Genomic DNA, 12,474 nt, shown 5'->3' with positions numbered 1-12,474 from the left:
GATGGCTGGCAATGTAGAGAGGCAAATGAGAAAAAAACGTCAAACAAACCGTTAATACATGTCATTGCCATTCAGGTTAGCAGTCACTCGGCCTTTGCAGGGTTGCCGTGCGTCACACAGAAGCGCTGTCGGTCAGTTGCGGGGGATGTAGGCCACGCTCTGGTCCTGGCGGACATGGAACACCTGTTCGCCGCGGGTGGGAGTGGTGGTGACGACCTGGTGGTCCGCGCCCAGGTAATCCAGGGGCACCGGGTCGCCGGGGCGGTACTGCGCGACGATGATCGTGCGCTGCGGATCCCAGTGGCGGCCGCTGGTGCGTTCCAGCCAGGCCATCAGCGCGGCGGTGTCGCCGGCGCGAGGGAAGTCCTGGGTTTCCTGCACGTAGTAGAAGGGGGCGCCGCCGGTCTGCAGGTACATCGGCACTTTGTTGTCCACCTCGACCATCACCATCTCCCACTGCTTGAGCGGTGCTTGCAGGCTGGCTTGCTGGCGTACGGTTTCGCCGAAGCGGATCACGCCGCCGCCACTGTTGGTCCACGGGTAGAGGACGCCCAGCACGCCGAGCGTCAGCACCGTGGCGGCGGCGAACCCGGCCTTGAGCCGATTGCCGCCGAACCGCCCTTGGGCTTCATGCGCCGCCATGCGACGGGTGATCCACCAGGCGCCGAGCAACTGCGCGAACGGCACCAGTGGCAGTACGTAGTAGCTGCGCCGGCTGCCGCTGGCGGTGAAGAACAGCAGCAACAGGCCCAGGCCCTGGATCAGCCGGCGGGTGTCCGGCTCGATGTGCCGCCAATGACGCGCCGCCACCCACAGCGCAATGATCCAGCACGGCGCCCACGGCAGGGTGTAGACCGGCAGGTAGACCAGATAGGTCCAGATCGGCCCGATGTTGTCGAACGGCTGGAAGAAGCGCACCACGTTTTCCCGCAGCACCAGGCCCAGGCCGCTTTCGCCGTAGTTCGGCGCGCCGTACAGGTGCGAGAGCAGGAACGGCGTCATGTAGAACGCCCCGGCCACCAGCAGCGCCGCGCCCAGGCGCAGGTTGAGGTGACGTTTCCAGCGGCCGTCCTCCAGCAGGTGCGGCAGCAGCACCAGCCCCGGCAGGATGAAGCCGATCAGCCCCTTGAACAGTGAGGTCAGGGCCAGCAGCAGGCAAAACACCACGTAGCGCGAGAAACGGGTGTCGTCCGGCCCGCGCCAGTACCACCAGACCGCCGCCAGCACACCGCACACGGTGAGGATGTCGGCGGTGGCGACCCGGGCCCAGAACACGAAGTAGAACGTGGTCGCCAGCATCCACCCGGCGATCAGCCCGGTGCCCTTGCGGAACAGGCGTTCGCCCAGCAGGTAGACCAGCCACACGCTGAGCCACGCCGCCACCACCGACGACAGTCGCAGCGACCAATGCCCCAGGCCGCCGGTCAGCCAGCTGCTGGCGGTGATCAGCCAGTAGGAGAGCAGCGGCTTGTCGTAATAGGCGCCGCCCTTGAGGTACGGGTCGAAGTAGTCGCCGCTTTGCAGCATCTGCAATGCTATGTTGGCCCAGCGGGTTTCGGCGCCCCAGAGTTCGCGGCCGCCCAGGCCCAGCATCAGCATCAGGGCGGTGGCGCCCAGCAGCAGCCACAGGGCGCGACGGTCATTGCTTACGGTCATGGCTGGCTCTGGGGAAAGATGAAGATGTGCAGGTTGCCGCGCCGGAAGTGCTGGCCGTCCACCGGCAGCAGTTCGACTTCTTCCTCTTCCTGGGTGCTGTTGACGCGCATCACCACACCCACCGAGCCTTTCTTGCGTGCATCGGTCATCCACTGGCCGACGCTGTCGAGGCTGACCTTGCGGTTGGCCATCGCCGGGTCATCGAGACCGTACTTCAGTTCGCCCACGGTGTTGAACAGATCCACCTGCGGGCGGTTCAGCCGCCATGACAGGGCCGAGGCCGCGCCCAGGTCGTTGCTCAACAGCGAAGCGGTTTCGCCCAGCGCCTGCTGGTGCTCGGCGATGAATTGGTCGGGCATCTTGCTGTCGACGATCCGCGCCGGCATCGCCGCCGGCAGCAGCGCCACCAGCAGGCCGATACCCAGCGCCGGCGTCGCCCACAGCGTCAACGGCCGCAGGGTTTGCAGGGCATTGGCGATGATCCAGCCGATCAGCACGATGTAGGCCAGCGACAGGCTGAACATCTCGGTGTTTTCGTAGAGTTCGCGCTTGCTCTGCAGGTAGAGCAGGGCCACCAGCGCCACGCTGGCCAGCACGGTGTTGATGATGCCGTTCAGGCGCAGTACGCGGCTGCTGCGGTTGTCCAGCCAGGTCACCACGGTGTGCCCCATCAGCAGGGCCAGCGGCAGCAGGCACGGCATGATGTAGGTCGGCAGCTTGCCGCTGCTGAGGCTGAAGAAGGCCAGCGGCAGGAGGAACCACAGGGCGAGGAACGCGGTTTTCGGTTCGCGCCGTTCCCGCCAGGTGCGCATCAGCGTCGACGGCAGCAGCACCGCCCATGGCAGGGTGGAGGCGAACAGCAGCGGCAGGTAGAACCACCACGGGCGGGCATGCTGCGCCGCGTCGCCGGCGGCGAAACGGCGGATGTGCTCGTGCCAGAAGAAGAAACGCCAGAAGTCCGGTTCCCGATAATGGACAGCAATCACCCACGGCAGGCTGACCAGCGCCGCCACCAGCACGGCCAACGGGCCGTAGCGCAGCAGTTCGCCGAAGCGGCGCTGCCAGACCATGTAAGGCAGCACGATCAGCACCGGCAGCATCAACGCCAGGAACCCCTTGGTCAGGAAGCCCATGCCGCAGGCCAGCCCCAACAGTGCCCAGCCGCCCAATCGGCCCCTTGGCGTCCGGCTGTCGAGGGCGAACCACACCGCCACCAGGCTCAGGTTGACCCACAGGGTGAACTGCGGGTCGAGGTTGGCGTACCCGGCTTGGCCGGCGATCAGGCCGAAACTCATGTAGAGCAGGGCGCAGGCGGCGCTGATGCGCGGCGAGTTCCACAGGCGGCGGGCCAGCAGGTAGGCCAGCCAGACGCTGACTCCGGTGCTCAGGGCCGAGGCGATGCGCACGCCGAACAGGTTCTCGCCGAAGATCGCCTGACCGATAGCGATCAGCCAGTAGCCGCCGGCGGGCTTCTCGAAGTAGCGGATGCCCATGAAGTGCGGAGCGACCCAGTTGCCGCTCTGGAGCATTTCCTGGCTGATCTGGCCGTAGCGGGTCTCGTCCGGGATCCACAGGCCGTGGTTCATCAACGGCAGCAGGTAGAACACGGCGAACGCCAGGATCAGGCCGAGGATGGCCCAGCGTTCGAAGGAGGCGTCGGGGCGGTTCAGGGGGATAGGGCGGGCAGCGTGGCGCAGCGGATTGTTTTGGGACGTCATGACAAAGCCTTGGTAGGGCGGAGTGCAGGGTTCAACGGTCCCCGACATGTTCCTGTGTCGGTGGGCCATCGGGTTGAATGAATGCAGGCGCGTGATCGGGCTACGGATGTTTCCTGTATTCAGAGTGCGTCCCAACCTCCAGGCGGGCGCGCTCGCGGTTAAGACAAGCCTAAATGGGACGGATGTCCAGTTTGGCGGCCCGTAATACATCTTTCTTTACAAAACAATGAAAGCGCTGTGGTTAAGCTGATAAATAACGTCACTGTTTCCGTTGTGGCCTTACTTCAGGGAAAGTTGCGGCCAAGTGTCGGCGTTGACGATGCCCAGTACTTCAAGCTGCCCCTTGCCGCCGATGCGTACGAACAGTGCGCTGCCATATTCTGCGGTGGCCGCGTGGGGGAACCCGGTCTGCTTCTCGAAATCGCTGATGCAGCCGCTGTGGGTCACCAGCACCAGGTTATGTTGCGCAACCTTGTGCGCCACCACGTCATTGCGCAGCGTGGGGCCGCAAGTGGCCAGCCATTCCTGGGTGGCGGCGTCGTGGCCGAACATGAAGTGTGCGGTCTGCGCGGTGCGTGTCATCGGGCTGCTCAGCACCTGGGCCCGGTCCATGCCCAGGTGCGTGAAGCCTTGCCCCACGGCGGTCGCCGCCGCGCTGCCCACCTGCGTGATGCCGTCGGCCGGCCCCAGGCAAAGGTTCTCGGAGCGGTCGCAGCGTTCGGTATGGCGCACCAGCGCAACCACTTCGCCAGCCTTCCAGGCCGTGACCAACCGGCTGGTTTCGGCAGGCCCCGCATTGCCCAGATAGGTCGGCGTGCGCGGCCACCAGACAAACCCGCTGACCAGCGCGGCCAGCGGCAGGAGCCAGGCCAATAGCACCAGTATGCGCATATGTTTCAAGCGCCCTTTCTTATTGGCGGAAATGAATTGCACGGACTCTCCCAAGGCTCGACCCCTTAGAACTTTCTGAATAAGTCAGGCACGGGGAGTGCCAACTATTTAATCAACTTTGATCGCGGGAAACATGAACGGTAGCTGAACACTACGCAGCTGCTCGTTGGGGCGCGGTGAAGAACATGTGAAAAAAATGCCAGAGCCGTAGATCCGCAACTAATCCGGTAATTGATAAATAAACTCAAATCCGAATTTTGTTTGGGTTAGAGGCTTACAAATATTGACGGCTGGGCTGAAGTTGTATTTTTTCGACTTCAACAGGGGCGACGGTGTGTCGCCCCCATGCCGTGCAGCCCGGAACGCGCCTGCTGAAGCCCTGGAGTCACCGAACCGAATGGATCTCAAGCAAAGCCTGAGCAAGCGCATCGTCATCGTGTTTGCTCTGATGAGCGCCGTCGTCGCGGGCGTGTTTGCCGTGGGCATCGTGGCCACCGTCCATGTGGTGGAGCACAAGCTGACGAGCACTGCCCTGAGCGGCGGATTACGCCGGTTGTTGTCGATGGATGACATCAGCCGGTGGAACCATCGCCCGGAAAAAGATGAACTGTTTTACTTCGAGGGGGGACCAGGGCCGTTGGCGCTCACCCCGACGCTGGCGGCATTGCCGCCGGGCTTTCAGGAGGTGACGTTCGGCGACGATGCGTTCTTTGCCATGGTGGAGCTGGTCGGCGGGCGCAAGTACGTGCTGCTGCGCGACCAGGAAAGCCTGGAAAAGCGCGAGCACCTGCTGTTCGTCGTGGTGACCGTCGGGTTTCTCCTCAGCGTGCTGCTGGCGCTGGTGCTCGGGCGCCTGCTGGCGCGCAGGGTGATGGCGCCGGTGATCCGCCTGGCGCGTCAGGTGCGGCACCGCGATCAGTTGCTGGAGCTGGCGCCGCCGCTGCACCCGGACTACGCGGCGGATGAAGTGGGCGAACTGGCGCTCTCGTTCGACCAGACGCTGGGGCGCCTGCGCGAGACCCTGAGCCGGGAAAAGCTGTTCACCGCCGACGTCAGCCACGAACTGCGCACGCCGCTGATGGTGCTGTCCGGCTCCTGCGAACTGCTGCTCGCCAACCCGTCGCTTGACCCGCGCTCCTCGGCGCAAGTGAACCGCATCGCCAGGGCCAGCCATGAGATGCGCCAACTGGTGGATACTTTCCTGATGCTGGCCCGTGCCCAGGACGACACCGGCAACGACATCTGCGCCACGCTCAGGCAGGTGGCGGACGCCCAGGCGGAAATCTGGGGCCGGTTGATCCGGGAAAAGGGCCTCGAATTCTTCTACGACCCGAACCCGACCCATTCGCAGAGCTACAACCTGACGTTTCTGCAATCGGTGATGGGCAACCTGCTGCGCAATGCCTGGCACTACACGGATAAGGGCTACGTGCGCCTCACGCTGACGCAAAGCGGTTTTGTGGTGGAGGACAGCGGCATCGGCATCCCCGAGGAGCAGCGCCCGGCGATGTTCCAGCCGTTCGTGCGCGGCGACGAGCGTCGTGGCGAAGGGCTCGGTCTGGGGCTGTCGCTCGTGCAGCGGATCTGCACCCGGCAGCGCTGGACGGTGGAACTCACCACCCGTGAGCCCAACGGTTGCCGTTTCGCGGTGGAACTGACCCCGCCGGCTCAGGAGGCCGTCGGGCAACCGCGATTGCCGCCCGCGGCCTGAATGATCAGCGCGGCCAGGCGTTTGACGTTGTTTTGCTGGGCGCTCACCAACTCGTCGATCGAAGGCCCGGACGGCGTGCGCAAGGTCGAACGGCAGGCCAGCCGCGCACCGTCGCCGCCCGCTGCCCGCAGCTGCCATTTGACGTCGATCAGCCCGTACTGGCCGGGCACCGAATCGAAGCGCTGCACCTCGATCAGCACCGACGCCTTGCGCGGGCTGCCGGCATTGCCCAACTGATCCGTCAGGGTGCTACGCAATTCATCGGCCAGGCTCGCCGCCCACCATTCGGTCTCCAGGATCGCCAGGCCGCTGTTGCCCTGGCGGATGACGATCTGCGGCCGATCCACCTGCGGCGGCACGCTGATGCCTTCCAGGGCGATGTCCGGGCCGGCGCGGCCGGCGGCCGGTTGCGCCGGGGTCAGGGTATGGAAGCTGATCGGGTCGCTGCGGCAGGCGCCGAGCAGCAGGCATGCGGCGAGCACGGCGGTTTTCAGCGGTGAGGCCATGGGACAGCTCCTGTGCTCAGTTGCGCGGCGGGCCTTTCAGGTCCAGCGGCGCGGCGTTGTCGGGACGTCCGCGGATCAAGGATTCCGGGTGCCGGCCCAGGTAATCCGAGAGTTCGCGCAGCGAACGCGACATGCGGCCGAGTTCATCCAGCGTGCGGGTCAGCTGTTCGCGCTGCGGCGAGTCTTCGGCCAGGGTCGAGTTGGCCGACTGCAAGGTCTTGCTCACGTCGGACAGGGTGTTCTGCACGCCTGGCAAGGTCTTGGCGTTGAACTGGGTCAGGCCTTTGCGCAGTTCCACCAGGTTGCTGTCCAGGTTGCCGGCGATCCGTTCCACCGGCAGCTTGTTGAGCTTGTCGATCACGGCTTCAAGCTTTTCCTGCAGCTGTTCGAGGCTGCCGGGGAGGGTCGGGATCATGACGGGGCGCAGGGTTGGGTCGAACGCGACCTTTTCGGCCTTCGGATAGAAGTCCAGGGCGATGTACAACTGGCCGGTGAGCAGGTTGCCGCTGCGGGCCTGGGCACGCAGGCCGTTCTCGACGAAGGTGCCGATCAGCCGCACGGCGGCGGCTTCGTCTTCGGGATTGTGCTTGAGCACCTTGAGCATCTTGATGTGGGCCTGGCCCAGGCGCTGCGGGTAGATCACGATGCCGACGTTGACCGGGAAGCTGCGTTTCTTCTCGTCGAAATCCAGGTTCACGCTCACCACCCGGCCCACTTCCATGCCGAGGAATTCCACCGGTGCATCGACCTTGAGCCCGCGCAGCGCCTGGTCGAACCGCAGGCTCAGGTACTGCGGCTTGCCGTTGGGCGGGGCGAGGGCGGTCTGCTGGTCGTCGAACAGGTCGAAGGTCTTGAGTTCTTCGGCCGCCACGTCGTTGGGGCTGTACTCCGGTGCGCGGAAAGCGACGCCGCCGACCAGCAGGGTGGACAGCGATTCGGTCTTGACCGCGAAACCGTTGGCGCCGACGTTCACGTCCAGGCCGCTGGCGTTCCAGAAACGGGTGTTCTCGGTGACGTAGGCATCGTTGGGCGCATGGATGAACACTTCGACGGTCACGCCTTTGCCGTCGGCGTCCAGCGCGTAGGCGACGACCTGGCCCACCGGGATCTTGCGGTAGTAGACCGGCGAGCCGATGTCCAGGGAGCCCAGGTCCTGGGTGTGCAGGTTGAAGCGCTTGCCCGGTTCGCCGTAGGTGATCGGCGGCGGGTTCTCAAGCCCGGTGAAGCGCTTGGCGCGGCTGTCGGACTGACCGATGTCGGCGCCGATGTAGTCGCCGGAGAGCAACGTGTCGATGCCCGACACTCCGCCGGCGCCGATGCGCGGGCGCACCACCCAGAACTGCGAGTCCTTGCGGGTGAAGGTCTCGGCCTGCTTGGACAGCTTGAGGGTGGCGTTGACGCTTTTCTGGTCGTTGCTCAGCTCGACGTCGGTCACGTGGCCGATCACCACGTTGCGGTATTTGACCTCGGTCTTGTTGGCGGTCAGGCCGCTGCCGGTCTTGAACGAGACGGTGATGGTCGGGCCTTCCTGCATCAGGTTGTGCACCACCAGCGAAATGCCCACCAGCACCGCGACGATCGGCACGATCCACACCAGCGACACGTTGAAGCGCCGAGTCTTGACCGGGGCGGGACCGGGTGCGGGCGGCGGGCTCGCGGCTGACGTCTCCATCCATGACCTCCGGGGGTGTGTTCGGCAATGAGCGTCAGGAACGCAAAAGCACTTCCTCAATATAGAAGTGCTTTGCGAGAGAGCAAATGCGGGCCGGCGCCGCCGTCAGCCGAGGATTTCCCGCAGGCGGTACCAGAACATGCCCAACGCCAGCAGCGGCGAGCGCAGGGCCGGGCCGCCGGGGAAGGTCATGTGCGGCACGTCGCTGAACACGTCCATGCCTTGGCTGTGGCCGGCGTGGATCGCCTCGCCGAGCAGTTTGGCGCACCAGTGGGTGACGTTCAGGCCGTGGCCGGAATAGCCCTGGGCGTAGAACACGTTCGGGTGCTGCCGGAGACGGCCCACCTGCGGGAAGCGGTTGGCGGTGATGCCGATCTTGCCGCCCCACTGGTAATCGATGCGCACGTCCGCCAGTTGCGGGAACACTTTGAGCATCTTCGGCCGCATGTACGCGGCAATGTCCGCCGGATCCCGCCCGGAATAGTGACAGGCACCACCGAACAGCAGGCGGCGGTCCGCCGAGAGACGGTAATAGTCGAGGCCGACTTTCTGGTCGCACAGCGCCAGGTTCTGCGGGATCAGTTCGGCGGCGCGCTCCGGCGACAGGGGCTCGGTGGCGATGATGTAGCTGCCGGCGGGCAGCACCTTGCCGCTGAGTTTCTGTTCAAGTTCGTCCAGGTGCGCGTTGCAGCCCAGCACCAGGCTGCCGGCACGCACGGTGCCGTGGGTGCAGCGCACCTGTACGGTGTCGCCGTGGGTGATCTCCTGCACCTGGCTCTGCTCGAAGATCCGCACCCCCAGCGCAGCGGCCACCCGGGCTTCGCCCTGCACCAGATCCAGCGGGTGCAGGTGACCCGAGCCCATGTCGATCAGGCCGCCCTGGTAGACGCCGGCATTCACCACCTGCCGGCGGATCTGTTCCGGCGCCACCAACCGCGTCTCATGGGCATAGCCGGACTTCGCCAGGCTGTCCTGTTCGGCCTTGAACGCCTCGAACTGCGCGGCGGTGTTGGCCAGCTCGCAGAAGCCCCAGCGCAGGTCGCAGTCGATGCCGTGCTCGGCGATGCGCCGGCGCACCAGCTCCACCGAGTCGATCCCGGCCTGTTGCAGGTAGCGCACGCCGTCGCTGCCGACATGGCGGGCGAAGCTTTCGACGTCATGGCCGATGCCGCGGATCAATTGCCCGCCGTTGCGCCCGCTGGCGCCCCAGCCGATCCGCCGGCCCTCCAGCAGCACCACCGAGAGGCCGCGCTGCGCCAGTTCGATGGCGGTGTTGACGCCGGTGAAGCCGCCGCCGATCACGCAGACGTCGGCGCTCAGGTCGCTGTCCAGCACCGGGTAGGGCGTGGCCGCGCGGGCGGAAGCGGCGTAGTAGGAGCGGGTGTGTTCCTGGGTGTACTGATTCATTTGTTCGACTTCACTTTGCTCCAGGACCGGGTCATCAGACGCATGATCGACTGGGGCGGGGTAGAGGAGATGTAGAGCTTGTCGAGCACCGCCTGGGGCGGGTAGACCTCGGGGTTATTGACCAGCTCGGCGTCCATGTACGGTTTGGCCGCAGGGTTGGGGTTGGCGTATCCGACCGAGGCGCTGACCTTGGCGATCACTTGCGGGTCGAGCAGGTAATTGATGAAGGCGTGGGCCTCTTTCGGGTTGCTGGCGTCGGCGGGGATCGCCAGCAGGTCGAACCACAGGTTGGCGCCTTCCTTGGGGATCGCGTAGGCGATGTTCACGCCGTTCTTGGCTTCCTTGGCGCGGTTGGCGGCCTGGAACACGTCGCCGGAATAGCCGAAGGCCACGCAGATGTCGCCGTTGGCCAGGTCCGACACGTATTTGGAGGAGTGGAAGTAGGTGATGTAGGGGCGGATGCTCAGCAGCTTCTCTTCGGCCTTCTTGTAGTCGTCCGGGCTTTCGCTGCGCGGATCCAGGCCCATGTAGTTGAGGACGGCCGGGAAGACTTCGTCGGCCGAGTCCATCATCGACACGCCGCACTGGGTGAGTTTCTTCAGGTTCTCCGGTTCGAACAGCACGGCCCAGGAGTCGATGTGGTCGACGCCCAGCACCTGCTTGACCTTGTCGACGTTGTAGCCGATGCCGTTGGTGCCCCACAGGTAAGGCACGGAGTGTTCGTTGCCGGCGTCGTTCTTCTCCAGCAGGGCGAGCAGTTTGGGGTCGAGGTTCTTCCAGTTCGGCAATTGCGAGCGGTCGAGCTTGAGGAACGCGCCGGCCTTCACCTGGCGGGCCAGGAAGTGGTTGGAGGGCACCACCACGTCATAGCCGGTGCGGCCGGCGAGCAGTTTGCCTTCCAGGGTTTCGTTGGAGTCGAAGACGTCGTAGATCACCTTGATCCCGCTGCCGGCCTGGAAGTCGGCGAGGGTGGTCTCGCCGATGTAGTCGGTCCAGTTGTATACGCTGACCTGGGGTTGAGCCTGGGCCCCGGCGCTGCACAGCAGCGCGAGGGCGGCGGGGATCATGGATTTCAACGGACGCATGGCGACACCTCTTGGCATTGTTGGAATTTTTGGGTTGCTGCGTTTCCTGTGGGAGCTAGCTTGCTGGCGATGGCGGTCTGTCAGCCGACGACGATGTTGGCTGTGCCGGCCCTATCGCGGGCAAGCCCGCTCCCACAGGGGAATGCGGTGTTTCGGGTTGCTGCGTTTTCTGTGGGGGCTAGCTTGCTGGCGATGGCGGTCTGTCAGCCGACGACGATGTTGGCTGTGTCGGCCCTATCCCGCTCCCACAGGGGAATGCGGTGTTTCGGGTTGCTGTGTTTCCTGTGGGAGCTAGCTTGCTAGCGATAGCGGTCTGTCAGCCGGCGAAGATGTTGGCTGTGCCGGCCTCTCGCGAGCAGGCTCGCTCCTACAGGGATTCAGACGCTCAGCAGCAGGAATTCCCGCTCCCAGGAGCTGATCACCCGTTTGAAGTTCTCGTGCTCGGCCCGTTTGACCGCCACATAGCCGCGTACGAACTTGTCGCCCAGGTAGCCGGCGACGGTCTCGCACTCTTCCATCTGGGTCAGGGCCTCTTCGATGGTGATCGGCAGGCGCAGGTTGCGCCGCTCATAGGCCCGGCCTTCCACGGCAGCACTCGGCTCGACGCCTTCGACCATGCCGATGTAGCCGCACAGCAGGCTGGCGGCGATGGCCAGGTACGGGTTGGCGTCTGCGCCCGGCAGGCGGTTTTCCACGCGCATCGATTCCGGCCCCGAGGTCGGCACCCGCAGCCCGACGGTGCGGTTCTCTTCGCCCCATTCGACGTTGACCGGCGCCGAGGTGTCCGGCAGGAAGCGGCGGAACGAGTTCACGTTCGGCGCGAACATCGGCAGCACCTTGGGGATGTACTTCTGCAGGCCGCCGATGTGGTGGCGGAACAGCGTGCTCATGGAGCCGTCGGCATCGGCGAAGATCGGCTGGCCGGTGGCGATGTCCACCACGCTCTGGTGCAGGTGCATGGCGCTGCCGGGCTCGTCGCCGATGGGCTTGGCCATGAAGGTGGCGGTGACGTTGTGCTTGAGCGCCGCCTCGCGCAGGGTGCGCTTGAAGACGGTGATCTGGTCGGCCAGATCCAGCGCGTCGCCATGGCGGAAGTTGATTTCCATCTGCGCCGGGCCGTCTTCGTGGATCAGCGTGTCCAGGTCCAGGCCTTGCAGCTCGCACCAGTCGTAGACGTCTTCGAACAGCGGGTCGAATTCGTTGGCCGCGTCGATGGAGAACGACTGGCGGCCGCTTTCGGCACGGCCCGAGCGACCCAGCGGCGCCTTGAGCGGCAGGTCCGGGTCTTCGCAGCGCTGGGTCAGATAGAACTCCATTTCCGGCGCCACGATCGGCTTCCAGCCCTTGTCGGTGTACAGCTGCAAGACCTTCTTGAGCACGTTGCGCGGCGACAGTTCGATCGGGTTGCCGAACTTGTCGAAGGTGTCGTGGATCACGATGGCGGTGGGCTCGATGGCCCAAGGCACCACGTACACCGCGTCGCTCACCGGTTTGCAGACCATGTCGATGTCGGCCGGGTCGAGCAGGTCGTAGTAGATGTCGTCGTCGACGAAATCCCCGGTTACCGTTTGCAGCAGCACACTTTCCGGCAGGCGCATGCCTCGCTCATGCAGGAACTTGTTGGTCGGTGCGATCTTGCCGCGGGCGATGCCGGTCAGGTCGCTGACCACGCATTCCACTTCGGTAATCTTGTGATCTTTCAGCCATGTGAACAGCTGATCGAAAGGGGCGTTCATAAAGACCTCGTCGTTGGTTTTATTGACGCGCCGGGAATACGGTTTCATCTGCCGCAGGCTTCCCCTGTGGCGCGTTGACGTCTATCTTGGGC

9 protein-coding genes are annotated in these 12,474 nt (G+C 64.8%); 1 reads left to right on the top strand and 8 read right to left on the bottom strand.

Going from position 1 to position 12,474, the window contains the following annotated elements; translation table 11 throughout:
* Positions 1-132 precede the first annotated feature (132 nt).
* The 3 genes from CAG33_RS17105 to CAG33_RS17095 all read right to left on the bottom strand — a co-directional run bounded on the left by CAG33_RS17105 (position 133) and on the right by CAG33_RS17095 (position 4,265).
* Positions 133-1,656, bottom strand: a complete 1,524-nt coding sequence (locus CAG33_RS17105) for a glycosyltransferase family 39 protein (RefSeq protein ID WP_085639581.1) — start codon at positions 1,654-1,656, stop codon at positions 133-135.
* The gene (gene arnT / locus CAG33_RS17100; protein ID WP_085639578.1) at positions 1,653-3,374 is read right to left on the bottom strand and encodes a lipid IV(A) 4-amino-4-deoxy-L-arabinosyltransferase; all 1,722 of its coding nucleotides are present in this window, start codon (positions 3,372-3,374) and stop codon (positions 1,653-1,655) included. The genes CAG33_RS17105 and arnT overlap by 4 nt, the downstream gene beginning before the upstream one ends.
* A 279-nt stretch (positions 3,375-3,653) precedes the next feature.
* Positions 3,654-4,265: a histidine phosphatase family protein gene (locus CAG33_RS17095; RefSeq protein WP_085639575.1), complete on the bottom strand. Its 612-nt coding sequence runs from the start codon at positions 4,263-4,265 to the stop codon at positions 3,654-3,656.
* Between the two features lie 397 nt (positions 4,266-4,662).
* Between CAG33_RS17095 and CAG33_RS17090 the strand changes: the two genes are divergently transcribed.
* A complete protein-coding gene (locus tag CAG33_RS17090; protein WP_085639572.1) occupies positions 4,663-5,976 on the top strand; it encodes a HAMP domain-containing sensor histidine kinase in 1,314 nt (437 codons plus the stop codon).
* Here CAG33_RS17090 and CAG33_RS17085 read toward each other — a convergent pair.
* From CAG33_RS17085 to CAG33_RS17065, 5 genes are all read right to left on the bottom strand, one after another.
* Positions 5,934-6,482, bottom strand: coding sequence for a membrane integrity-associated transporter subunit PqiC (locus tag CAG33_RS17085; protein ID WP_085583009.1), 549 nt, complete (start codon positions 6,480-6,482; stop codon positions 5,934-5,936). The two genes, CAG33_RS17090 and CAG33_RS17085, sit on opposite strands and share 43 nt — an antisense overlap.
* A gap of 16 nt (positions 6,483-6,498) precedes the next feature.
* Positions 6,499-8,154, bottom strand: a complete 1,656-nt coding sequence (locus CAG33_RS17080) for an intermembrane transport protein PqiB (RefSeq protein ID WP_085632549.1) — start codon at positions 8,152-8,154, stop codon at positions 6,499-6,501.
* A gap of 105 nt (positions 8,155-8,259) precedes the next feature.
* Positions 8,260-9,561, bottom strand: a complete 1,302-nt coding sequence (locus tag CAG33_RS17075; protein ID WP_085639569.1) for an FAD-binding oxidoreductase — start codon at positions 9,559-9,561, stop codon at positions 8,260-8,262.
* Positions 9,558-10,646, bottom strand: a complete 1,089-nt coding sequence (locus tag CAG33_RS17070; protein ID WP_085583003.1) for a polyamine ABC transporter substrate-binding protein — start codon at positions 10,644-10,646, stop codon at positions 9,558-9,560. Before CAG33_RS17070 ends, CAG33_RS17075 begins: the two co-directional genes overlap by 4 nt.
* A gap of 377 nt (positions 10,647-11,023) precedes the next feature.
* The gene (locus CAG33_RS17065; RefSeq protein WP_085632553.1) at positions 11,024-12,382 is read right to left on the bottom strand and encodes a glutamine synthetase family protein; all 1,359 of its coding nucleotides are present in this window, start codon (positions 12,380-12,382) and stop codon (positions 11,024-11,026) included.
* Between the last annotated feature and the right edge of the window lie 92 nt (positions 12,383-12,474).

The organism is Pseudomonas sp. B3(2017), from assembly GCF_002113595.1.
Classification (GTDB): domain Bacteria; phylum Pseudomonadota; class Gammaproteobacteria; order Pseudomonadales; family Pseudomonadaceae; genus Aquipseudomonas; species Aquipseudomonas ekonensis.
The sequence above is the reverse complement of the archived record's forward strand: the minus strand, read 5'-3'. Positions and strand labels throughout refer to the sequence as shown.

What these genes read in the sequence shown, in the direction of transcription:
- CAG33_RS17105 (WP_085639581.1), bottom strand. Translation starts at nt 1,656, where the DNA reads ATGACCGTAAGCAATGACCGTCGCGCCCTGTGGCTGCTGCTGGGCGCC.
- arnT (WP_085639578.1), bottom strand. Translation starts at nt 3,374, where the DNA reads ATGACGTCCCAAAACAATCCGCTGCGCCACGCTGCCCGCCCTATCCCC.
- CAG33_RS17095 (WP_085639575.1), bottom strand. Translation starts at nt 4,265, where the DNA reads ATGCGCATACTGGTGCTATTGGCCTGGCTCCTGCCGCTGGCCGCGCTG.
- CAG33_RS17090 (WP_085639572.1), top strand. Translation starts at nt 4,663, where the DNA reads ATGGATCTCAAGCAAAGCCTGAGCAAGCGCATCGTCATCGTGTTTGCT.
- CAG33_RS17085 (WP_085583009.1), bottom strand. Translation starts at nt 6,482, where the DNA reads ATGGCCTCACCGCTGAAAACCGCCGTGCTCGCCGCATGCCTGCTGCTC.
- CAG33_RS17080 (WP_085632549.1), bottom strand. Translation starts at nt 8,154, where the DNA reads ATGGAGACGTCAGCCGCGAGCCCGCCGCCCGCACCCGGTCCCGCCCCG.
- CAG33_RS17075 (WP_085639569.1), bottom strand. Translation starts at nt 9,561, where the DNA reads ATGAATCAGTACACCCAGGAACACACCCGCTCCTACTACGCCGCTTCC.
- CAG33_RS17070 (WP_085583003.1), bottom strand. Translation starts at nt 10,646, where the DNA reads ATGCGTCCGTTGAAATCCATGATCCCCGCCGCCCTCGCGCTGCTGTGC.
- CAG33_RS17065 (WP_085632553.1), bottom strand. Translation starts at nt 12,382, where the DNA reads ATGAACGCCCCTTTCGATCAGCTGTTCACATGGCTGAAAGATCACAAG.